Source organism: Sporosarcina luteola (genome assembly GCF_023715535.1).
Lineage (GTDB): Bacteria > Bacillota > Bacilli > Bacillales_A > Planococcaceae > Sporosarcina > Sporosarcina luteola_B.
Genome location: NZ_JAMBOI010000003.1, coordinates 421,857 through 443,563, shown reverse-complemented (window position 1 = coordinate 443,563; position 21,707 = coordinate 421,857). Strand labels below are relative to the sequence as shown.

The 21,707-nt window shown below is 41.0% G+C and carries 24 protein-coding genes and 1 pseudogene; 18 read left to right on the top strand and 7 right to left on the bottom strand.

What is annotated here, in order from left to right:
• Positions 1-404 precede the first annotated feature (404 nt).
• The 3 genes from M3191_RS09305 (at position 405) to rlmH (ending at position 2,596) form a co-directional block, all read left to right on the top strand.
• Complete coding sequence (locus tag M3191_RS09305; RefSeq protein WP_251700106.1) at positions 405-1,667, top strand: S1C family serine protease; 1,263 nt, start codon at positions 405-407, stop codon at positions 1,665-1,667.
• A 205-nt stretch (positions 1,668-1,872) separates the two neighbouring features.
• The gene (locus tag M3191_RS09300) at positions 1,873-2,037 is read left to right on the top strand and encodes a CxxH/CxxC protein (protein ID WP_251700105.1); all 165 of its coding nucleotides are present in this window, start codon (positions 1,873-1,875) and stop codon (positions 2,035-2,037) included.
• 79 nt (positions 2,038-2,116) lie between these two features.
• A complete protein-coding gene (gene rlmH / locus M3191_RS09295; protein WP_251700104.1) occupies positions 2,117-2,596 on the top strand; it encodes a 23S rRNA (pseudouridine(1915)-N(3))-methyltransferase RlmH in 480 nt (159 codons plus the stop codon).
• Between the two features lie 120 nt (positions 2,597-2,716).
• Here the strand turns inward: rlmH and M3191_RS09290 are convergent, their stop codons facing one another.
• The 4 genes from M3191_RS09290 to M3191_RS09275 form a co-directional block, all read right to left on the bottom strand.
• A complete protein-coding gene (locus M3191_RS09290) occupies positions 2,717-3,181 on the bottom strand; it encodes a staygreen family protein (RefSeq protein WP_251700103.1) in 465 nt (154 codons plus the stop codon).
• Between the two features lie 138 nt (positions 3,182-3,319).
• Positions 3,320-3,553: a hypothetical protein gene (locus tag M3191_RS09285; protein WP_251700102.1), complete on the bottom strand. Its 234-nt coding sequence runs from the start codon at positions 3,551-3,553 to the stop codon at positions 3,320-3,322.
• A 3-nt stretch (positions 3,554-3,556) separates the two neighbouring features.
• The gene (locus M3191_RS09280) at positions 3,557-3,877 is read right to left on the bottom strand and encodes a YbjQ family protein (protein ID WP_099675914.1); all 321 of its coding nucleotides are present in this window, start codon (positions 3,875-3,877) and stop codon (positions 3,557-3,559) included.
• A 127-nt stretch (positions 3,878-4,004) separates the two neighbouring features.
• Entirely contained in the window at positions 4,005-4,976 is a 972-nt protein-coding gene (locus tag M3191_RS09275) for an aromatic acid exporter family protein (protein ID WP_251700101.1), read from the bottom strand.
• 249 nt (positions 4,977-5,225) lie between these two features.
• On the opposite strand from M3191_RS09275, the gene M3191_RS09270 reads away from it, so the two are divergent.
• From M3191_RS09270 to M3191_RS09240, 7 genes and pseudogenes are all read left to right on the top strand, one after another.
• Entirely contained in the window at positions 5,226-5,981 is a 756-nt protein-coding gene (locus M3191_RS09270; RefSeq protein WP_251700100.1) for a glucose 1-dehydrogenase, read from the top strand.
• Positions 5,982-6,085: 104 nt separating this feature from the next.
• On the top strand, positions 6,086-7,351 hold the full coding sequence (locus tag M3191_RS09265; RefSeq protein ID WP_251700099.1) for an amidohydrolase family protein: 1,266 nt from the start codon (positions 6,086-6,088) through the stop codon (positions 7,349-7,351).
• Positions 7,352-7,396: 45 nt separating this feature from the next.
• Positions 7,397-8,632, top strand: coding sequence for an amidase (locus M3191_RS09260; protein WP_251700098.1), 1,236 nt, complete (start codon positions 7,397-7,399; stop codon positions 8,630-8,632).
• Positions 8,633-8,736: 104 nt separating this feature from the next.
• Positions 8,737-10,257, top strand: coding sequence for an allantoin permease (allW, locus tag M3191_RS09255; protein WP_251700097.1), 1,521 nt, complete (start codon positions 8,737-8,739; stop codon positions 10,255-10,257).
• 89 nt (positions 10,258-10,346) lie between these two features.
• Positions 10,347-11,276, top strand: a complete 930-nt coding sequence (locus M3191_RS09250) for a ketopantoate reductase family protein (RefSeq protein WP_251700096.1) — start codon at positions 10,347-10,349, stop codon at positions 11,274-11,276.
• 58 nt (positions 11,277-11,334) lie between these two features.
• On the top strand, positions 11,335-11,814 hold the full coding sequence (locus tag M3191_RS09245; protein WP_251700095.1) for a nucleoside deaminase: 480 nt from the start codon (positions 11,335-11,337) through the stop codon (positions 11,812-11,814).
• A gap of 384 nt (positions 11,815-12,198) precedes the next feature.
• Positions 12,199-12,472 (top strand): annotated as a pseudogene (locus M3191_RS09240) (transposase); the annotation flags it as partial.
• 265 nt (positions 12,473-12,737) lie between these two features.
• On the opposite strand, the gene M3191_RS09235 reads toward M3191_RS09240, so the two are convergent.
• Both M3191_RS09235 and M3191_RS09230 read right to left on the bottom strand, forming a co-directional pair.
• Positions 12,738-13,430, bottom strand: a complete 693-nt coding sequence (locus M3191_RS09235) for an LrgB family protein (RefSeq protein WP_251700094.1) — start codon at positions 13,428-13,430, stop codon at positions 12,738-12,740.
• A complete protein-coding gene (locus M3191_RS09230) occupies positions 13,400-13,804 on the bottom strand; it encodes a CidA/LrgA family holin-like protein (protein ID WP_251700128.1) in 405 nt (134 codons plus the stop codon). Before M3191_RS09230 ends, M3191_RS09235 begins: the two co-directional genes overlap by 31 nt.
• A gap of 249 nt (positions 13,805-14,053) precedes the next feature.
• Here M3191_RS09230 and M3191_RS09225 point away from each other — a divergent pair, with 249 nt between their 5' ends.
• From M3191_RS09225 to M3191_RS09205, 5 genes are read left to right on the top strand one after another with little or no spacing between them, the layout of a single operon-like run.
• Positions 14,054-15,220 carry a glycerate kinase family protein gene (locus tag M3191_RS09225; RefSeq protein ID WP_251700093.1) on the top strand — a complete coding sequence of 389 codons (1,167 nt, stop codon included), beginning with the start codon at positions 14,054-14,056 and terminating at the stop codon, positions 15,218-15,220.
• Positions 15,221-15,236: 16 nt separating this feature from the next.
• Entirely contained in the window at positions 15,237-16,688 is a 1,452-nt protein-coding gene (locus M3191_RS09220; RefSeq protein WP_251700092.1) for an SLC13 family permease, read from the top strand.
• 13 nt (positions 16,689-16,701) lie between these two features.
• Positions 16,702-17,385 carry a response regulator transcription factor gene (locus tag M3191_RS09215; protein WP_251700091.1) on the top strand — a complete coding sequence of 228 codons (684 nt, stop codon included), beginning with the start codon at positions 16,702-16,704 and terminating at the stop codon, positions 17,383-17,385.
• 4 nt (positions 17,386-17,389) lie between these two features.
• Positions 17,390-18,742 (top strand): sensor histidine kinase, encoded by a 1,353-nt coding sequence (locus tag M3191_RS09210; protein WP_251700090.1) that lies wholly within the window; start codon positions 17,390-17,392, stop codon positions 18,740-18,742.
• 3 nt (positions 18,743-18,745) lie between these two features.
• Entirely contained in the window at positions 18,746-19,372 is a 627-nt protein-coding gene (locus M3191_RS09205; protein ID WP_251700089.1) for a hypothetical protein, read from the top strand.
• A 61-nt stretch (positions 19,373-19,433) separates the two neighbouring features.
• Here M3191_RS09205 and M3191_RS18540 read toward each other — a convergent pair whose 3' ends face one another.
• On the bottom strand, positions 19,434-19,556 hold the full coding sequence (locus M3191_RS18540) for a hypothetical protein (protein WP_285853279.1): 123 nt from the start codon (positions 19,554-19,556) through the stop codon (positions 19,434-19,436).
• A 136-nt stretch (positions 19,557-19,692) separates the two neighbouring features.
• Between M3191_RS18540 and M3191_RS09200 the strand changes: the two genes are divergently transcribed.
• The 3 genes from M3191_RS09200 to M3191_RS09190 all read left to right on the top strand — a co-directional run bounded on the left by M3191_RS09200 (position 19,693) and on the right by M3191_RS09190 (position 21,703).
• Positions 19,693-19,971 carry a hypothetical protein gene (locus M3191_RS09200; RefSeq protein ID WP_251700088.1) on the top strand — a complete coding sequence of 93 codons (279 nt, stop codon included), beginning with the start codon at positions 19,693-19,695 and terminating at the stop codon, positions 19,969-19,971.
• Between the two features lie 87 nt (positions 19,972-20,058).
• Positions 20,059-20,385 (top strand): YnfA family protein, encoded by a 327-nt coding sequence (locus M3191_RS09195; RefSeq protein WP_251700087.1) that lies wholly within the window; start codon positions 20,059-20,061, stop codon positions 20,383-20,385.
• A 127-nt stretch (positions 20,386-20,512) separates the two neighbouring features.
• Positions 20,513-21,703, top strand: a complete 1,191-nt coding sequence (locus M3191_RS09190; RefSeq protein ID WP_251700086.1) for a DUF4317 domain-containing protein — start codon at positions 20,513-20,515, stop codon at positions 21,701-21,703.
• The last annotated feature ends 4 nt before the right edge of the window (positions 21,704-21,707 follow it).

Sequence of the window (21,707 nt, the reverse complement as noted above, 5' to 3'; positions counted from 1 at the left end):
CGCAACTTTCGTGGAAGAGCAGTTGGCTTTTTAACTGCTCTTTTACGAAAGTACACCAAGCGCAGCGCGGTAGGCTTTTCGAAAAAAACGCTCATTTTCTCGTGTCCACTTTCTTGACCGAAGACCATTTGCGCTCAAAGAAGTAGCTTCGGCGCTCAAAGAAACGGAATTCGCGCTCAAAGAAGTAGCTTCCGCGCTCAAAGAAACGGCATTCGCGCTCAAAGAAGTAGCTCCGGCGCTCAAAGAAACGGCATTCGCGCTCAAAGAAATGGTTTCCGCGCTCAAAGAGACGGCACCAGCGCCCAAGCTAACCGATAAACCAATTAAAGTTAAACAATGACTTGATTCTAATTAACCCGAATGGGGTAAAGTGAGTGTAACTGTCTACAGAGAGGGAGAGGAGAATGGACGAATTTAATCAAAGACCCGGCAATGAAGAAGAAAAGCCGGTCATTCAAGAAACAGAAAGGCATGAAGAACCGCCAAGATATAGCGAAAGACCAGTCAAATCGAAACGTCGTGGCGGCTTTCTACCAGCCCTCTTTGGAGCAATTCTCGGGGGACTCATCGTCTGGTTCCTCATGAATTCCACTTTCGACAATGAGAAAGTGACTCCACAAGTTGGCAGCGAGACGACTGGTGAAAACAACCTGACGAGCGAGAGAGTCTCCATCGATATTAATACGGATGTTACTGATGTAGTATCGGAAGTCGCAGATACGGTTGTCGGCATCACCAATCTTCAAACAGTGCGTGATTTTTGGTCGGCGACGGAAACGACGAGGGAAGGCAGCGGATCGGGAGTCATTTATAAGAAAGAAGGCGACAAGGCGTATATCGTCACAAATCATCACGTCGTCGAAAACGCTGAGGAGTTGGAAATCACGTTCGATGACGGAACGAAAGCTGACGGAAGACTTGTCGGCAGTGATATGTGGACTGATTTGGCCGTCGTGGAAATCGATGCAGCCCATGTTAAAACAGTCATCGAATTTGGAGACTCTGACGCTTTGAAACGCGGAGAAACGGTCATTGCAATCGGTAATCCGCTCGGCCTTGGCTTTGCAGGTTCCGTAACAATGGGGATTGTCTCTGGGAAGGACCGATCGATACCGATGGACTTCGATCAGAATGGGACGGTCGATTGGCAGGCGGATGTCCTTCAAACGGACGCTGCCATCAACCCTGGCAACTCGGGCGGCGCGCTCATCAATATGGCGGGCCAGCTCGTCGGTATCAACTCGATGAAAATAACGGAAGCAACCGTTGAGGGAATCGGACTTGCCATTCCTATCAATATTGCGGTACCGATCATCAATGATCTTGAGAAGACCGGTACGGTTCAGCGGCCGACAATGGGCGTGAGTCTCTTTAACTTGGAGGATGTACCTTCTTCGGAGCGAAAAGGAATGCTCAAGCTGCCAGAGGATATAGCAGGAGGAGTCATCGTCACTCAAGTTTTCCGCAATACGCCGGCTGAAGCGGCCGGCGTGCAGCGATATGACGTCATTGTGGAAATGGACGGTAAGAAAATTACAGACATGGTCGGCTTGCGCAAGCATCTATACAATGACAAAAAAGTTGGCGACATGATGAAAATGAAAGTATACCGTGATGGAAAGCCGATCGATATTGAAATGGAACTGAAGGACGGCAATACATTCTGAGGAAATTAACATAAAAGCGAGCGGAAAACCGAACAGAGTGTTACACTTTTTACAAGGATGTAATAAATACTTATCCACAACAGGCGGCATAGCAGAACATCAGCTATACTGCCTGTTTTCCTGTTGAAGTTATAGACATGTGGATAAGAAAACAAAATTGTGAATAACTTTGTGTAAAAAATAAAGGATGAAAGAAGTGTGGACCATGAAAATATATAGCTGTGAAACCCATATCAATCATGCGCTCGATGTGTTTGTTGCGAAGGAGGAGACATTTCCGATCATGGAAAAAATCGCCGACGTGAAAAAGTTATCAACAAAATGCGAGTACTGCGACACACCCGCATCGTATATTGTGGCGAACGAATAATCGGGCACAATATGTAGTTTTTCCTGTGGATATGTGTATAAGTTCTGTGTATAACATTTCAGCAAAGGTGGACAACCCTGTGAATATTACAATTGTGTCAGTTGGCAAACTAAAAGAAAAATATTTGAAAATGGGCATCGATGAATATGCCAAAAGGCTCGGAGCTTATGCAAAAATCGATTTAGTGGAAGTGCCGGATGAAAAAGCGCCCGAATCATTAAGTGAAGCCGATATGGAAATCGTTAAGAAAAAAGAAGCGGATCGGATTCTCGCGAAAATCAATCCAGATGCATACGTTGTTGCGTTGGCGATTGAGGGCAAAATGAAAACGAGCGAAGAATTGGCGGCGGGAATGGAATCGTTGATGACATATGGCCGAAGTAAAGTTGTCTTTGTCATCGGTGGATCTCTCGGATTACATAATGACGTGTTGAAACGTGCAGATGAGCTGCTTTCTTTTTCAAAGATGACTTTTCCACATCAGTTGATGAAATTGGTTTTGTTGGAGCAGGTTTATCGGGGATTTAGGATTATGCGGGGTGAACCGTATCATAAGTAAAGGCGGTTTTAAAAACGGAAAAAAGCTAGTCAAGACTTTTAAATAAGTATAAGTCTTGCCTAGCGGACCTATTTTGTATGGAATGTTTAAATCAATAAAGCAAGTTTTCTTAAATGATTCCTAAATGTATTCCATAGAAAAATTACTGAATGTCCCCCAGTTCTCTTGCCTAGCAAACTGAGGATAAGTGGATATAAAATTAACGATGATAGTAGCGTTATCGAGGGTAGGGTATTTGTTGAATAGGAATCTATCGCCATATCGAATAGCTGTTAGTGCAAGTGGTAACTCACGTCTAAATATTTCATTGCGTTTTGCGGATGCATTTTGATTGTATTCTCCCTGGTCTATATATAAATATACATAGAAATAGATGCATTCCTCATTACTAATCCATTCGCCTAAGACCTCATCTCTCATCTTAGTATTAACTCTATCCCAAGCATATTCATTTCCAATCGTTAAAAATAGATCTGCAGTATCATCTGAGTGAGTAAGTGTGTAACGTCTTGGAATGATAGGGTCCATTATAGTAATATCATGCCTATATTGAACGAATAGTTTTTCTGGGTTGAACTTGACCAAGCGATCAACTCCATTCGTTTTTATATCAATATGCGGATACTTATTAAACAGTTAAAAGGATATACCATGGGGAACGTATCATAAGTAAAAAGGCGGATATAATAGAAAAATTGAAAAGGGGCCTCTAAAGGCCCCTTTTCAATTTTCATTTTCCTCTTTATAAAAGCGTTCCCCAGATTCAGGGTTGAAGTAAACTATCAATTTTTTATTTGTGATCGGATCAATTGAAATCTCATTTGTCCGTATGAATCCTTTTGGTACTTGCCTGCCATGTTTTGTTTTGAAACGGCGATCCCAAATGAGCCATGATCCAATGATTAAAACAATGAGAATAAGGAATTGGATACTGTAAAATCCTATAATCCATTTCATTAGTTATCTCTTTTCTACAATAACTGCTGTTCCATAGGCTACGATTTCACTCATATTTTGACCGATTTCACCTGAGTCAAAGCGCATCATAATAATAGCGTTTGCACCCATTGCTGTAGCATTTTTCACCATACGATCCATTGCTTGTTTTCTGGCATCTTCAAGCATTTCCGTATATTGATTTATTTCTCCGCCTACTAGCCCCTTAAAAGCAGCAGCAATATCTTTACCAATTCCTCTTGCTCTTACGGTTAAACCAAATACTGGACCTAACACTTCTGTAATTTGGTGATTAGCAATGTTTTCAGTTGTTACGATCATCATATGGATTCACTCCTTAACAATAATATTAATTATATGTCCAAATGGGTGCGTTTACCAGTTCATTTTAGAGAGATCACGGTGAACCGTACCACAAGTAAGTAAATAATAAAGGGACAGATTCCTCGGCTTACTTAGCCGAAAATCTGTCCCTTTTAAAAATATTGTTCTTAATAATTAAGTAGTTCTTGATTTCGAAATTTAAATAAAATAGATTTGCCCTGATTTCAAATTCTTCCCTTGTCTTCGGTAATTCTGTTTCCCGTATTGACTCCTCGTATTCCTCTACTAGCTTCAGTGCAATCGTGGTATCTCCCGAATCAACATGTTGACTGATATTCAGAAAGATACCGGCAAGCATGCCTCTTTGTTTGATGTCTAACTCTGATGAAGAAACAATGCTTATGATGCCAACCATCTGTTTTAGAATTTCCAGTTGATCCTCTCGCATTTCGAGATAATAATAATCCTTATTTTCTTTCCGCAACAGATGATTTTCTACATCTTGTATTGCGATGTTTTTAGCCTGGTTCAGGATATTTTCCACTTCGATTACCTCTTTGCCATCCCACTTGTGCTCACTATCATTTAAAAGCAAAGAAAACTGATAGAGAATGGCGCTGAATTTAGTTTCGATTTCCGTTCTATACTTTTTAATTTCATTCGTAAAGCTTGGCATAATGCTGTTGATGAGTAAGGCGATTCCTATACCAATGAAAATAACGTAAAGTTCATTCAATAAGTTTTCCAAGTTGGCTTCCTTCACTGTGTAAATATGTAAAATGACAACCATACTTGTGACGAAACCTTCCTGAATACGTAATTTTATAAGGGCTGGAACAAACAACAAGATAAATAAAGTTAATACTATTGGATGATACCCTAATAATTCAAAGCAGATGGAACCAAGAAGTAAAGATAATAGAGACGCGAAGAACTTCTTCCGGATGGAATGTAATGTTCTTTTTTTTGTCTTCTCAATACACATAATAACGATAATCGCCGCAAATGTTGCAAACTCCAAGTCGAATAGACTTGCAATCCAAATTGCTAGTCCTGCGCCTATTGCAGTCTTAATTGTCCGATATCCCATTCCAACCATAAGCATCACCTACTGTTTCTATACTTTCATTATACCCAAGCTAATGGCATTTAGTTATTCTGTGCTTGGACTTTAAAATAAGATTGACTTCATAGAATAAATATATTATTCTTCAATATGGTTTATTATACCATTTATAGTAATGATTATTTGATATAATTTAAGAAATGGCTTACAATTACAAATGTAAACGCTTCACTTTTTATATCTAATTGAATAGCAATTTCTTAAAAAATTAGGAGGGTTATTATGTTATTAGAAGAAAAAGTTGCATTGATTACAGGAGCTGCGTCGGGTCTAGGAAGAGCACAAGCAATTGAATATGCAAAAGAAGGCGCAAAGATCGTTATTACTGATGTGAATGAATCAGGATTAGCTGAAACAGAGAAATTAATTAAAGATATTAATGGAACTGCACTAAGTGTTATTGCGGACGTTTCTAACAAAGAAGATGTACATAAATTGGTCAACAAGGCTATCGAAGAGTTTGAAACAGTAGATATTTGTGTTAATAATGCAGCTATCTTGGCTGATTTTAAAGCTTCTCTCGATATTACGGAAGAAGAATGGGATAGAATCATGGCTGTTAACGTAAAAGGAGTCTATTTACTGACGAATGAACTTTTACCTTATATGCTTGAGAAAAAGAAAGGAACCTTCATTAATATTGCTTCAATTGGAGGAACAATTGCAGGTGTCGGAGACGCGGCGTATATCACTTCAAAGCACGCGGTTGTCGGATACACGAAACAGCTGACATTCAGTTACGCTAAAGATGGCATTCGCGCTGTTTCACTTTGCCCAGGCTTAGTCGATACGCCAATGGTACGATACGCAATTGAGCAAGAACATCCAGCAGCAGCAAGACAAGTAGCTTCTATTCCTTCTGGGCGTGTCGGAAGCCCTGAAGAAGTTGCCGCTTTCTCTGCCTTTTTGGCAAGCGACAAAGCTCAGCATATCAACGGTGTCGAAATGAAAATTGATGGTGGTCAATCCATTGGGTAAGTAAGGAATAAATTTTTTTAACGGGTTGACACTAGTCAACCCGTTAAAATTGATTAAGAAACTGTAAGACCTATGGATAAATACAATCTAGGAGGCAATTTCACATGGGTAATCTACTAATACGAAATGCACATATTAAAGATGGAGAAGCTCATAAAGACATTAAAATGAGTGGCGGCAAGATTGTAGAAATAGCGGCTAACATCCACAATGACAATAACTATAAAGAGATTGATGCAAAAGGCAATGCGGTACTACCGACACTCATTGAAAGTCATATCCATCCTGATAAAGCTTTTCTGGAAGAACGTAAACCGAATTTATCAGGTACTTTAGAGGAAGCATTGAAGAATACAGCTGAATTAAAGAAATTATATACATACGATGACGTGAAAAAACGTGCTGAAAAAGTGTTAAGGTGGTCGGTGATGAACGGAACCACAGTAATGAGAGCACACCCTGATGTGGATCCCTTTGAGAAGACGCTTGGGGTGGAAGTGCTTCTGGATTTAAAAGAAAAATATAAAGAAGTTCTAGATATGCAGATTGTTGCATTCCCTCAAGAAGGCATTATTCAATCACCTGGCGTACTGGAGATGATGGAAGAATCCATCAAAATGGGAGCCGATGTAGTTGGGGGTTGTCCTTATAGTGAAAAGACGATGGAAGACACAAAAAAACAACTGAAAATCGTTTTTGACTTGGCGGAAAAATACAATTTACCGATTGATATGCATGCCGATTTTGGTACAGATGCGAATGATCCTCAAAATACATGTATCGAATTAATTTGCGATATGACAATCGAACGAGGATACCAAGGCAGAGTTGCAATTGGACATGTGACAACATTAGGGTCGCTTGATCCAGAAGTAGCAGCACCTATCTTTGATAAAATTGCTAAAGCAGAAGTTTCAATCGTACCGCTGCCCGTTACAGATATGTTTATGACTGGACGTGCCGAGAGAAAAAATATTCCTCGCGGTATGGCACCTGTATTGGCAATGATGGAGCGTGGAGTAAATCTAGCTTATTCATCCAATAATATTCGAAATGCTTTTACGCCATTTGGCAATGCTGATTTAATCGCCGTTGGGTACTTACTGCAAGTTTCACAACAAATGGGCTCCGCGGATCAACGTCGTTCAGTTTTAGATATGGTAACTTATAACGCAGCTAAAGCAATCGGGATTACGGATACTTACGGTTTGGAAGTTGGTAAAAATGCTGATCTAGTTATCTATGACTGTGATGATCTGAGTAATCTAGTGAATGATCAGCCACTAATTCGTTATGTCATTAAAAATGGTAAGATCATTGTCCAAAATGAATTAACACGAAATCTGGCACCTGTATTAATGGAAGATTAATAACATATTTCAACTATTATTTTTAATCCGGAAAGGTGAAGAATATTGACTGTAACTAATATGCTAAATAATTCCCGACTAACTGTCTCTGACACTCCACCTTATGATGCGCTGCAAGCATTTGTTCGAGAAAACCACATCGCAATTAATGGAACGGGTGAAGGGAATCTAGAAGACCTTGTGTTTGCAGTAAAAGATGTATTTAAGATTTTAGGAAGCACTTATAGTAATGGGCATCCGGAATGGCTGCGGACGCATGCTCCAGATGATTTCACTTCTAGCATGGTAACTAAATTATTAACTGCAGGAGCCGATTTAGTAGGGAAAACGGTTTGTGACGAGTTATGTTACAGTATTAGCGGTGAAAACTGGAATTACGGTTCGCCCATTAATCCTCACGACCCTAGACGTTTTGCAGGAGGGTCTTCGAGCGGAACGGGAGTTGCTACAGCAGGTGGTTTAGTTGATTTCGCCATTGGAAGCGACTGCTTAGGATCCGTTCGGGTTCCTGCAAGTTATACCGGCATATTAGGAATGCGTCCTACGTATGGACGAGTTGCAAATGATGGAGAGGCGCCATATTGCGAGAGCATGGATGTTCTAGGATACGTAGCCGGCAATACAGATATTTTCAGACGAGTTTCTGAAGAAATATTAGGACAAGATACTAAACAAGTACCATTTAATAAGTTGCTTATCGCAGATGATTGTTTTGATTCGATAAACAAAGATGTCGCAGAAGCACTACAGCCTGCTGTTACCCATTTAAAACAACATTATGAACAAGTTGAACATGTTAGACTAAGTCATAATGGTTTAGAAGAATGGACAGAGATTTTTAGAATTATTCAAGGGTATGAAGTGTGGGAAAGCTACGGTGGTTGGATTAGAAAACATCGTCCGCATCTGTCGCCTGGTCCAAAAGAACGCTTGGCGTGGGCATCTACCATTACCTTGAGCGAGTATAAAGAGGCATTAACTAAAAGAAAACCTATTATTGAAAGAATGAATGAAGTTTTGACAGACGGTGCACTGCTTTGCTTACCTACGGCTGCTTCTGTAGCGCCTTTACGAAATAGCTCTACGGAGGAAATAAATGCAGTCCGTGCCCAATCTAGCAACCTGTTATGTATTTCACCTTTATCCGGTACTCCACAGATTACTTTGCCACTAGTTAAACAACATGATGTGCCACTTGGTATTTCGTTAATTGGCGCCCCTGGTTGTGATTTACAGCTAGCGCAGACTGCCGCGGATTTAGTTGATAGTTATACTAATTGAATTGAAAACCTGAAAGATGAGCCGGATATAGTATCCGGCTTAACCTTTCGATTTTTAAGATATGAACTAGGTAATTATCATTCCTCTGGGAGGTATAGGTCAATATGAGTCAATTAGGTATTGGAGCAACACAACAAAAAGGCATGAGGGCGGTTGCTCAAGAGGAAATAAAGGTAACGCAAGACGATGTTACTTTATTCAAGTCTAGAGGGTACGAGAATGAGGACTTGTTACCGAAAACAAAAGAAAAACGAAATATGGGTCCCTTAAATTATTTTACATTATGGATGGGGAACTTACATAATATCCCGAATTACGCTGCTGTGGGTGGTTTAATAGTTTTAGGAATTGCGCCTCTGAATATAATGATAGCATTGATACTAGGTGCCATTATAACTGGTCTATTCATGGCTTTTAATGGACAAGCAGGTTCAAAATACGGTATTCCCTTCGCGCTCCATTTGCGGGCGACATATGGAGCGGCTGGAGCTAAACTTCCGGGCATTTTACGTGGTATTGTAGTGGCGATAGGTTGGTTCGGTTTACAAACCTTCGTCGGATCTCAAGCCCTGCTTATTATAATCGGAAAATTATGGCCAAGCTTCTTGAAAATTGGCGGTGACGTTACTTTCCTCGGAATCGGTATGCCGGGACTAGTATGTTTTATAATCTTTTGGCTTGTGAATGTAGCGCTCGGCATAAGTGGGAGCGGATTTTTAAATAAATTCAATACAATATTAACAGTCTTCATTTATGTTCTGTTTATCTCCATGGGAATTTGGGGAGTTATCGTTGGCGGTGGTTTCAGTAATATTTTAAACTACGCCATTGAAGGACCGACTCAATCCATCAACCCTCTTTTTGCTTACATATTGATCATTAGTGCCGTATTGGCATTCTGGGCTGCACCAGCAACAAGCGTTTCTGATTTTACGCAAAATGCAAAGTCAAACAGGGACCAAATGATTGGACAGTCATTGAGCTTAATTATTGGTTACATCATTTTTGCCTTTACTAGTATCTCCATTCTCATCGGTAGTTCTATTTATTATGGAATGGAACAATGGGATGTACTAAATGTTATTAATAAATGGGATAGTTTGCCGGCTATATTCTTTGCAATGCTTGTTTTATTGCTGATTACTGTCAACTCAAATGTAACGGCAAATGTCACTCCAGCTGCATATCAATTAACTGCGCTCTTCCCTAAATGGGTTACTTATCGAAGGGGAGTATTCATTGCGAGTATCATCGGTTTCTTGATTATGCCGTGGAAATTAATGGAGAACCCTGACAGCATTTATACCTTCTTGAGCGGAGTTGGCGCCATTTTAGGTCCTGTAACTGGTGTTATGATCTATCAGTTTTTCTTCGTAACTAAAAAAGAGATTGATCTTGACCAACTCTATTACGATTCGAATGATCCGACAGCGGTCAGTAAGTATAAGGGTGTCAACAAGAATGCATACATTGCAACGATTTTAGGAGTAGCCGTATCCCTAAGTGGTAATTTCATCCCCTTGCTTTCAAGTATTTCTGATATCTCTTGGATAATTGGATTTGCGACGGCATTCATATCATATGGATTACTTGTTAGGTTTTCACCAACAATTAATAACGTATAAACTGTTAAAACGGCGACTTGGAGTCATGCATGATACAATAATTAGGTTGTAAATACTTCGATTTATTTAACACGAAAGGTTGAGTTTGTATGAAGATTGGTATCATCGGCGCGGGAGCCATAGGCGGACTGTATGGTGCAGTCTTGTCCGAAACAGGACATGACGTTTACTTGATCGATATATTTAAAGAACATATAGACGCAATCAATACTAAAGGACTTACAATCTTCCATGGCGACGAGAAAAAGGTATATACGAATCTCAAGGCGTTCACTGATGGGAGAGAAATTGGCGAAGAACTTGATATAGTCATTGTTTTAGTCAAAACATATATTACTGAAATTGCTATGGAGCAAAATAAAAATCTCTTTGGCGATAATACAATCGTGTTAACTTTGCAGAACGGCATCGGTAATATTGAAAAAATCGCTAAATTTATTGATGAAAGAAAAATTATTGCAGGGAATACGAGTACAGCTGGCTATATTGAGGAGCCTGGTGTCATTCTCCACACAGGCAGTGGAGGAACTGTGATCGGTGAGGTTGATGGTCAAGTCACTGATCGTATCAAAGAGATTCAACGCATGTTTGACCATGAAAAACTCGGGGAATCAAAGATTTCTGAAAATGTAATGTCATTAATTTGGGAGAAGTTAATCGGCAATTGCGGCATTAATCCGTTAGGTGCACTGACCGGCCTGAGAAACGGCGAGTTGGTGGAAAACGAGGAGACTTCTAACTTGCAGGATAAAATTGCGGAAGAATGTCTGATGGTTGCCAAGAGAGCGGGCATTCCTTTACGTTTTACTGACTCCTCTATTATTAAAGACTTGGCTAGGAAAACCGCGCCAAATCAGACTTCGATGCTGGTAGATGTATTAAATAAAAGAAGAACTGAAATTATGGCTATTAATGGCGGAGTTGTTGAAAAAGCCAAAGAACTTGGCTTGGAAGTTCCGATTAATGAAATGCTCGTCAATTTAGTGTTGGCGAAAGAGAAAAGTTATTTAACCAAATAACAGTTGATACTGTTCATTTTGGTCTTGGAATAGTAATGCAAACGAGGAGGATTCAATTATGATAAGTAATTCAGATTTGAAGCACCTGCGACGTTGTATTGAATTAGCAAAAACTGCGCTAGAGAAAGGGGACGAGCCATTTGGTTCAGTCCTTGTCTCGGCTAGCGGGGACGTACTTGCGGAAGACCATAACCACGTAGCAGGTGGAGACCATACACAACACCCAGAATTTGCTTTGGCACGATGGGCGGCTGCGAACATGACGCCTGTTGAGAGAAGCAAGGCAACGGTATATACCTCTGGTGAGCATTGTCCTATGTGCGCAGCGGCTCACGGCTGGGTAGGGTTAGGCCGGATTGTTTACGCAAGTTCCTCCGCTCAGCTCGTACAGTGGTTGAGTGAAATGGGGGTTGCCCCATCACGCGTCCGTAATCTTCCTATTGAAGATGTTATTCGTGATACGACAATTGACGGACCTGTCCCTGAACTAGCTGAACAAGTTCGCGAACTCCATCGTCAGTTCCATGCAAGCAGATGATAGACAAAGCAATTAACACATGACTCAGACTGTAGACAAACACTATGAATTTGGGTGTTAGCCTACAGTCTCTTTTCTTTTGAAATAGAGATAAAGCTACAATGTTGATTTGCGCTACGAGCGGACGCTTTCCGCGGGCACGGCTTCAGCCGCTTCCCTCGCTGCGCTCAGTCCAGGGTCTTCAGCTCGCGCTGTTCCCGCAGGAGTCGCCGCTCTCCGCTCCAATCAACGGTGTTTTCTATTAACTGAATGTGGTGATGGATATTATGACGAGGAATCAAATTAAAGAACGCGAACAGTTGGAAATGCTGACCATAAAGAAGTTGGTTCCTCATGACCATCTGGTGCGCAAACTGGGTGCCGCCCTTGATCAGCCACCAATAGATGATTCAACGTTATATCTGGCAAGATTACTTGGGTGTAGTTGAGGACTTGCGTCACAATCATGAAATCAAAGAAATATACGGGAAGCGTAAAGAGACGATTGAACGTGAACGTGTCTTTGCCGATGCCAAAGATAAGCATGGCATGCGATGGACGACTTAAAAAAATGTACATACAGGCGATGCTGACTTTTGCTGCCTTAAATCTTAAGAAGCTGGCCAGTTGGACGTGGAGAGCGCCGGATATGGAGGCTGAAATGATACCTCTGTCTTAAAGGATTTTCAAGTTGATTGGAGTGCAGGGCGGCGACTCCTGGGGGATTAGCGCAGCGTGAAGACCCCGCAGGAGCGAAGCGACGAGGAGGCTGAGGGCAAGCCCCCCGGAAAGCGTCCGCCCGGAACGGAAATCAACGTTATTTCAGTCTACTGACAGTTAGAATGTACATGTTTAAGCAAAAGGGTTGGAAATCTATGATTTCCAACCCTTTTGTCTACAGTCTGAGTCCAATCTCCAAAGAGGAGATTGGACTTTTCTTATTCTCAAATATGAAATATCCATACAACAATCGGTCCAAGAACGGATCCGATGATTGCACTTAATGCCATTGTGATAGAGCTCATCGAAAAGGTGAGTTCACCGTATTCAGCGGCTTTGGCAGTCCCGATTGCATGCGATGCACTTCCAAGGGCAATGCCTCGGCCGATCGGGGTATGCACGCGCGTCCATTTGAAAATAGAAGGTGCAACTATTGCGCCAAAGATACCTGCAATCATAACACAGACAACCGCCAGCGATGCACTTCCGCCCAATCCTCTGGCGACTTCAATTGCAACAGGAGTCGTAAGGGATTTTGGGATAAGGGAAAGGGCTAATGAGTGGTCGATCCGGAAAAGTTTAGCAAGGAGAGCAACACTGACCATCCCCGAACTTGCGCCAACCAAAACCCCTCCTATTATGGGCAATAGATTATCAAGTAAAAAACGACGTTGGTTATACAAAGGATAAGCAAGTGCGACAACGGATGGACCTAATAGGGAACTTATCCATTGCCCTCCAACCATATATCTGTCATATGAAATATGAAACAATGACAAGATAATGATAATAATAGTAGTCGCAGTTAAAACAGGTATGAGAACTGAGTAAGAATACCGCTTATAGACTTTAGCCATCGCTAGATATGCAATGATGGTTACTAAAATCATACAGAAGGCGAATGTGGCTTGCTGCATTCTTGATCACCCTTTCTGTTTTGTGCCTTTTTCTCAAAAAATTGTCCTGCCGTACCTGTAATTGCAATGGAAATGACTGTGCTTACTAGAACAGCAAGGATGAACAGTGCACCTTGAAAAGAGAGTAACGAGGAATAGTTCATGACACCGACTGTTGTTGGAATGAAAAACAACATTAATAAACTGAGTAGAAATCCCGCTCCACTTTCTATCCATTTCACCGGAATAATTTTAAAACATAAACAAGTGAATAGTAATAAGAGTCCTATAATACTGCCCGGAATGACTAAGTGGAAAAAGTTCTGAATAACGTTTCCAATATACGAAAATATATATAAAATACAAATTTGTAAAACAACGATGAGAGTTTTCATAATGTGTTGCTTAATTTGAAACAACGTCCTTTCTATCTAGAAAAAATTTTCTTTTCCTGATGACCAACCCTTCATCAGCCTTTCGCAGTTGGAAGTATATCATTGCTCTCCTCCCTTTACAACACTGGAATAGGTCATTCACAGAATAAATCTGCTCCATTTCTAATCATATATTAATCTATCTCTCAAAATATATTAGCTTTTGAAAGGTACATTACAGTTATCAATGATTTCAAGGAGGAATTTTACATGAAAATTGTAATTGTACCATCGGGATTTAAGGAATGTTTAGACGCTGAAGAGGTTGCGATCGCGATGGCTAAAGGGGTAAGACGGTTTGATGAGGAAATTGAAGTTGTAGTTGTCCCGATGATTGACGGAGGGGAAGGGTTTGCAAAAACAATTGTGAGCTTAAAGGCCGGTGAATTAATTTATAAAGAAGTGACGGGCCCTGTTGGAAAGAAAATTGTAAGTCATTTTGGGATTTTTACTGAGAACGATAAACGGACGGCTGTAATTGAAATGGCGGCTGTTGCTGGGTTGAAGCATGTTCCCCGAGATCAAAGAAACCCGTTGAAAACGACTACATACGGGGTAGGTGAACTGATACTCGCAGCCCTAGATCTTGGAGTCGATAATATCCTGATTGGGTGTGGGGATTCCGGTACATCTGATGGCGGCTCGGGGATGGCACAAGCTCTTGGCGTTAAGTTTTTCGATCATCATCGTAAGCAGCTGTTCATCCAAGGTGGTGAAGATTTGCTAAAGGTTGCCCATATAGATTCAACACATGTAGACAAACGACTCGCGGAAGTTTCCATCGATGTTGCTTGCAATTGGACGAACGTACTGTGCGGGGAGAAAGGGGTCGCTCGAGTCTTTGGCCCACAAAAAGGAGCGACTCCCCACCAAGTGGAAAGGTTGTCGGCTGCACTGGAGCACTATGCCGCTTTAATTCAAAAGAATAGTTCACTCGATGTCAGAACATTGCCAGGCAGCGGTGCATCCGGCGGGCTTGGAGCAGGATTAATTGCCTTTACAGGCGCAACCCTTCACCCGAGGTTCGATCTTATTAAAAATTATATTGATATAGAGCAAAAAATTGCAGGGGCGGATATTGTACTCACGGCGGAAGGCAGTATCGATTTTCAAACACCGAACGGAAAAATTCCAGCTGAAGTGGCTAGGATTGCGAAAAAGAATCAAATTCCGGTTATAGCGATCACAGGTACGATCGGTAAAGGTGCAGATCTAAACTACCAGGCAGGTATCGATGCATATTCAAGCATCATTCAAAAACCGACAACATTGGAAAAGGCGATCAGCAAAGCACCCCAATGGATTGAAGACAGTATTGTAGCAGTTCTTCGCCAAGTGAGCGTAGGACTACGGATTGCTAGAAGAAAAATGGCATAGATGAGGTGGTGGACCGATGATTACGAGAATGAATAAAAGAAGGACAAAAGAAAGCTTCGCAGTTGCTCTAGTCGACAGAATTTCAACGGCAACATTAGGGATTATTAGTGTCCATGTCTTCTACTTGATGATCATTGCTTCAGCCGCCCAACTTGGCTATGCTGCCAAGGTTTCTTTATTTGCATTCTTGTCTGCCATGACTTTATGGGTTGCGACCAAAATTCCTGCGGGTTTTGTAGCAGTCTCGCTACTCATATTTATTGTATTATTCAAGGCAGGTAAACCAGAGCTCCTCTACAATTCCCTTTCGGAGGAGATTGTATGGCTGATGGTCGGCTCATTTATTATAGGTGAAGCGGTCAAACAATCAGGGCTTGCAACGCGTTTCGTTGAGTCGATCGTAAAATATTCCAGCAATAAGAATAGAGTGCTAGGAGGTGTTTCGTCGGCATTGTTCGCCTCCGCCTTTTTTATCCCATCCACTTCTGGAAGGGCCGCTCTTTCCATGCCGATGTTGGAACAGTTGCGCAACAAGTTTTCCGCTAAGGAACAAAGCGTTTTGGCAATCATGGCGCCAGTCGTTATTTTAATGAGTACTTCCGCAACATTAATAGGAGCCGGCTCCCATCTGATTGGAATAGGGTTACTGGAAACGACGGTCGGACGGTCCATTTCCTTTGTCCAATGGCTTATTTGGGGTGTACCGTTTGCCCTCGTTATCACTATTATTTCAGTCGTGGTTATAAAGTTCATGTTATGGCCAAAAGAAGCATCGAACGAATTTGAATCGACGGAGAGCAGAAATGATATTTTGCCGAATAGAACATTTGGGAAAAACGAAAAAAAGACATTGGTCATCATATTTATTTTGATGGCCGGCTGGCTGTCAGAGAGCATCCATGGTTATGATATTGCTTTTATTACGATGCTTGGCGCGGTGCTTATCATGCTTCCAAACTATGGAGTGATTACTTGGAAACAAGGAATCAAGGCGGTATCATGGAATCTTATTCTATTTGTAGCTGCGGCAACTGCACTTGGCCAAGTCTTAGTAGACACTGGCGTTGTCTCTTGGATAGAGAATGGGATGTTCAGCGCTATTCACCTGTTTAGCGAGGCGCCTGAGTGGGTGGTTGTAAGTATTATTTTACTTGTAACGATCACGAGCCATTTATATATTACATCTCATACGACTAGGGCGATTGTCTTCATCCCAAGTTTTATATTGTTCAGTCAAAGTATTGGAATGGACCCAGCTGCGGTAGTTTTTCTAAGTTTAATAGGGATGAATTACTGCATAACGGTACCTGTCAGCTCGAAGGCATTACTGCTTTTCTATGAAGAAGGTGAAGTTTCCTACGATGCAAAGCAGCTAGCCAAAATCAGCTCCGTATTAATGCCGATTTACTTACTAGTCATGCTGTTATTTTATTTTACGTACTGGCAGTGGACAGGACTGCATTTATAAATGAGGTGATAAAATGTCTGACCATATATTAATTATCGAAGATGATAATAAAATTGCTCGAATCATTCAGCTAGAACTGGAGTATGAAGGTTATGAAGTAAGCATCGCCCACACAGGCAGGGAGGGTATGGCCTTAATTGAAAACGAAAAGGTAGATTTGGTGATTCTGGATGTCATGATTCCGGAATTAAACGGAATGGAAGTACTGCGACGTATCCGTCAGGCGAATAACGAAATTATTGTTATTATGCTAACAGCAAGAAGTTCAGTGTTTGACAAAGTGAACGGCCTTGACTTGGGTGCTAATGATTATATGACAAAACCATTTGAAATTGAGGAACTGTTGGCCAGGATCCGCACGAACCTGCGTTTCAAGCCGAAAAGCGTTTCGGTGAAAAAAACAATCCATAAAATTGGCTCTGTTGAGATCAATACAAATACGAGAGAAGTGTACAAATTCGGCAATTTAGTGGAGTTGACTCCGAAGGAATATAATTTGCTGCTCTACTTGGTGACGAATAAAAATCAGGCGATAGAGCGTGAACAAATTTTAACAGAAGTATGGGGCTATGACTATTATGGAGATACAAATATAGTAGATGTTTACATCCGCTATTTACGAAAGAAATTAATTGACTCAAAGGAAGAATCATTCATTCAAACTGTCCGTAGTGTCGGTTATATGATAAAGGATTAACATCATGAAATTGCAAACGAGAATACAGTTATTTACGACGGTTGTATTAATCGTGCTGTTACTAGCTGCAAATACGAGCATTTATTTTATCTTTAAAAACACAAGTATTTCATCAGAACTAAATCGTTTGTCGAACATCTCCAATCATATTCTTATAGAAATGAACGAGAAACCGGAAATTTCAATGGAATCCATGTTGCAAGCATATTTACTAAGTGACGGACTGATCCGAACTGTAGTTAAAAGAGAAAGGCACCCGTCCATTCAGGTTTTTACTGACAATACCTATCGAACAATTCCATCCAGCTATTATGAAAAACAGTTTGAGGGAGTCTTTGAATTTGAAGATTCGATGTTTGCTATCGTTTCCATTCCTGCAATAAGTGAAGGCGGAGAAATTATCAACCTGCAGTTGATTGAGAATATTGATCTGTTGTATGAAAATATACAGGAATTAAAATGGGTGTTAGTGATGACTACAATAGTCGTTATCATCATTTTATATTTCACAAGCGGTTTTGTAGGAAGGTTAATTTTACTACCGATTCAACGATTGACGAACACGATGAACACGATTGAAAAAAGAGGGTCATTTGAAAAGATTGCTGTTGCTTGTGAATCGAAGGATGAGATAAATAAAATGGCCATGACCTTTAATCGAATGATGATAAAGCTAGAAGCTAGCTACTTAAAGCAAGAACAATTTGTTTCAGATGCTTCTCATGAATTGAAGACGCCTTTGACGGTCATAGATAGTTACATAAAAATGTTGAAGCGTTGGGGGAAAGAGAGACCGGATATGCTTGAGGAAGCTATCAACTCAATTGAATCGGAATCGCGCCATATGAAATATTTAACTGAACAGCTTTTGCAATTGGCGAAAGTGGAAGAGGGTATTGAATATGAAAAAGAAGTGGTGGATATTGCCGCTATTGTTCGAAGCACGATTCAGCGGCTGCAGCCGTCCTTTAAACATACAATTCACTTTCTGAATGATTCCGGTTATAGTTACGTCAAAATACATGAACAAAGCTTTGTTCAATTGCTTGTTATTTTGCTTGATAATGCTAATAAGTATAGTGACGACAGCATAACGGTGGAAATGACGGAAAGTAACGGCTTTGTAAGTATTACGGTGAAAGACAGGGGAGTCGGCATACCGAAAGATGCACAAGCCTTTGTATTTGATAGAATGTTCCGGGTTGATAAGACACGAAGCCGCAAAACGGGCGGAACAGGACTTGGCCTGGCAATTGCAAAAAAGGTCGTAGAGCAGCATGACGGCAAAATCATTCTTGAAAGTGTAGAAGGAATGGGTTCGAATTTTATCGTGACCCTTCCGAAGCTGGAGGTATAAATAATGAAGGTGAAGCTCCTTCTGATAGGCTTTATTATTCTTGGCCTATTGTTTTCGCTGTTTCAGATTTTTGGTGATTCTTCAGCGGAATTCACTGAACAAGAAGCTCAAGATATAGCTATAAAGCTCTACGGTGGAACAGTGCTCGACTATGCCGAGCAAAATGGAGAATATGAAATAACGCTTGAAAACGATAGAGGTATTTATTATTTGGTTGTCGATGGGAAAAACAAAAAAGTGAATACAATAAAACTTATTGAGAAAAAAGACGAACTTGATTCCGCAGGAGGAAAAGTCGTTAGCGGTACTATCGACATCCCTGAAAATGAAGATCATGTAGACAGCAAAATAAACAGAAGTGAAGAAAAGTTGGAGGCGATATATGAAAAGAAGGCAATAGAAATTGCTTTGAAGCAAGCCCATGGAATCATTACGAATGTTGTAAAGGTCACTACACAAAAAGGTGATCATTATAAAGTAACAATTGATAGCGTGAAGGAAGTTGCCCATGTATATGTTCAATCAGACACAGGTAAAGTATCCTCAGTGTCATCCATCCCGAAAAAACAAAGGTATGATGACGATGATGATCATGAGGGCGAAACTGAAGATATTGCCGATGATGATTAACATGCCGCCAAGGTATTTTTAATGAGAAGTAGAAAACACCAGCTTCTACCGGCTGGTGTTTTTAGCCATCAGTATTCTGAAGTTCCTCGTAGAGTGCATGAGCCTTTTGCTCGGCTATTTGCTGATCCTTATCATAGATGGTGATCAGTTTGTTTCCAATAATAAAGTTGAATTGTTTCGTCATGTTATTCACCTACCTTTGAATCTATCTCTATGAATACCACTTCTGAGCGGTTTCTAAACATCACGCATAGTTTCTGGATATTTTACAATACTAAGATCGCCGCAACTTATCTTATGTGCAGGAGGGGAAAACATAAATGGCGAAGGATTCAAAACCGAGCTGGAAAAAGGACCATCCGAGCACTTTCTTAAGCAACTCTGTTCTTAAGGCGGATCGATCGGTAAAGCAGGCGATGTCACATCCGGAAGAGATGGCAGCGGAGCATGCGTTCAACTCGATCCTACGTGCTGAGAATGCATTCGCGAACGCCGTGGAACGCAATGAGCATATGGATACAGTTCAGCAGAACAAAGAACAGTTGGACTTGATGAGACAGCAATTGAATGAAGTGCATGAGCAAGTGGAAGATCAGTAAGAACTGTACGGCCATGACCTCCGAAGACTTTCGGGGGTTATTTTTACGTTATACTTACTGTATAGGAATAAAGGAAGTGAATGATAAATGATTTACGCAATTATAGTATTTATATTTGCAGGACTTGCTGAAATAGGCGGAGGTTACCTCATATGGCTATGGTTAAGGGAGGGTAAGCCGTTTTACTGGGGTATGTTGGGTGGCGTAACTTTAATTTTATATGGTGTAATAGTTACCTTTCAATCATTCCCTTCGTTCGGCAGAGTGTATGCTGCGTATGGGGGGATATTCGTCGTTCTTTCCGTGTTATGGGGATGGGGCATTGATAGAAAAACACCTGATTTATATGACTGGCTAGGTGCGGCTATTTGCATAGTCGGTGTTTCGGTGATGTTATTGGCACCGAGGCATTAAAATTCGAAATTGATTGTGTTCCTGCTATCCATGCAAACATTGATATAATAGAGGAGTGTCACAAGCTGAACGATAGCTTTGACACTCTTTTTTCATATGACAGATTAACTGGGGAGTTGAACTATAAATGAACAAGAAAGCAATCGCGGATTTTCGCAAACGTTTTAAGTTGGATACAGATCTATTGAGAATCATTGATATTTACAATGTTTACATTCGGCAGGAGAGCAATGAAATCTATCACGAGGTGAGCCAACCTTTCGCCCTCTTGGATCGGGAACAGCAAGAATTATTCCTCTCCAATTTCAAAAAAGTACTGGGTGGCAAACTGGATGCAAAGCTTTTCGAAGTGAAGTTCCGAAGTCAAACGGAAGAGGAAATAGACCATACGCAGCAGGTTCTATATGATGGTCTCCAGTCGGACAACGTCGAGGAATGGAAGGCAGAAATGCAAAAAATTGCTCAAAAGATGATTCAAGATACGCAATATGAAAAAGACATCGTTGTCACGTTCATACGAGGGAATTATTACAGACCGACGAAACGGCATAGCGAAGAGGCAGAAGTGGCGAACAGGGATGAAGTGTACAAAAACCCATTCATTCTCTGCAGCATGAATCAGACCGATCTGCCGAAACAATCTCTTGTATTTGATTTCAATGAGAAGATATTCAAGTCTCGTATTACGCTTGACCCGGTCATCAATCTGACGTCCCCGATCGGCGGCTTTTTATTCCCGTGCTTTACGGATAATGCGGCAGACGTCAATCACGTCCTATATGCTGCGGGGAAAGTGAATAAGCCTAATTTCCACTTTATCGAAAATGTGTTGGATGGCGAGGAAATCATGACTGCCGAGGAAGATAAAGTCGTTTTTGAAGAGATTGTAAAGTCGGTTGTCGGTGATGAAATGAATACACGAACGATTGCGAGCGTATATGACGAGATTCAGCGCATGATGGAAGTGGATGACGAGGATGAGGAAGATGAGAGCATTCCTACCTTGGACACAAAAGAAGTTACCCGCGTCCTGAAGGCGAGCGGCGTGGAGGATGTCGATACCGAGAAGGTGGAAATGGCATTCCGGAAAGTGATCGATGATGACAAGTATGAGATGAAAGCAAGCCATATCGTCCCTAGCTATACTTCGAAATCGATCAAAATCCAAACGAAAGTAGCAAATATTGCAATCAGCCCGCAGGACTTGCGCTTTGTAAGGCAAGTTGAAGTGAACGGTAAAACATGCATTTTAATTGAGGTGGAAGAGGACACGATGATTGAAGGATTTACACTCCTTTCGGAAGAGCTGTTGGATTAAAAGA

Coding starts and splice junctions, on each gene's coding strand:
- M3191_RS09305 (WP_251700106.1), top strand. CDS start 405: ATGGACGAATTTAATCAAAGACCCGGCAATGAAGAAGAAAAGCCGGTC.
- M3191_RS09300 (WP_251700105.1), top strand. CDS start 1,873: ATGAAAATATATAGCTGTGAAACCCATATCAATCATGCGCTCGATGTG.
- M3191_RS09285 (WP_251700102.1), bottom strand. CDS start 3,553: ATGAAATGGATTATAGGATTTTACAGTATCCAATTCCTTATTCTCATT.
- M3191_RS09280 (WP_099675914.1), bottom strand. CDS start 3,877: ATGATGATCGTAACAACTGAAAACATTGCTAATCACCAAATTACAGAA.
- M3191_RS09275 (WP_251700101.1), bottom strand. CDS start 4,976: ATGGTTGGAATGGGATATCGGACAATTAAGACTGCAATAGGCGCAGGA.
- M3191_RS09270 (WP_251700100.1), top strand. CDS start 5,226: ATGTTATTAGAAGAAAAAGTTGCATTGATTACAGGAGCTGCGTCGGGT.
- M3191_RS09265 (WP_251700099.1), top strand. CDS start 6,086: ATGGGTAATCTACTAATACGAAATGCACATATTAAAGATGGAGAAGCT.
- allW (WP_251700097.1), top strand. CDS start 8,737: ATGAGTCAATTAGGTATTGGAGCAACACAACAAAAAGGCATGAGGGCG.
- M3191_RS09250 (WP_251700096.1), top strand. CDS start 10,347: ATGAAGATTGGTATCATCGGCGCGGGAGCCATAGGCGGACTGTATGGT.
- M3191_RS09245 (WP_251700095.1), top strand. CDS start 11,335: ATGATAAGTAATTCAGATTTGAAGCACCTGCGACGTTGTATTGAATTA.
- M3191_RS09235 (WP_251700094.1), bottom strand. CDS start 13,430: ATGCAGCAAGCCACATTCGCCTTCTGTATGATTTTAGTAACCATCATT.
- M3191_RS09230 (WP_251700128.1), bottom strand. CDS start 13,804: ATGAAAACTCTCATCGTTGTTTTACAAATTTGTATTTTATATATATTT.
- M3191_RS09225 (WP_251700093.1), top strand. CDS start 14,054: ATGAAAATTGTAATTGTACCATCGGGATTTAAGGAATGTTTAGACGCT.
- M3191_RS09220 (WP_251700092.1), top strand. CDS start 15,237: ATGATTACGAGAATGAATAAAAGAAGGACAAAAGAAAGCTTCGCAGTT.
- M3191_RS09215 (WP_251700091.1), top strand. CDS start 16,702: ATGTCTGACCATATATTAATTATCGAAGATGATAATAAAATTGCTCGA.
- M3191_RS09210 (WP_251700090.1), top strand. CDS start 17,390: ATGAAATTGCAAACGAGAATACAGTTATTTACGACGGTTGTATTAATC.
- M3191_RS09205 (WP_251700089.1), top strand. CDS start 18,746: ATGAAGGTGAAGCTCCTTCTGATAGGCTTTATTATTCTTGGCCTATTG.
- M3191_RS18540 (WP_285853279.1), bottom strand. CDS start 19,556: ATGACGAAACAATTCAACTTTATTATTGGAAACAAACTGATCACCATC.
- M3191_RS09200 (WP_251700088.1), top strand. CDS start 19,693: ATGGCGAAGGATTCAAAACCGAGCTGGAAAAAGGACCATCCGAGCACT.
- M3191_RS09195 (WP_251700087.1), top strand. CDS start 20,059: ATGATTTACGCAATTATAGTATTTATATTTGCAGGACTTGCTGAAATA.
- M3191_RS09190 (WP_251700086.1), top strand. CDS start 20,513: ATGAACAAGAAAGCAATCGCGGATTTTCGCAAACGTTTTAAGTTGGAT.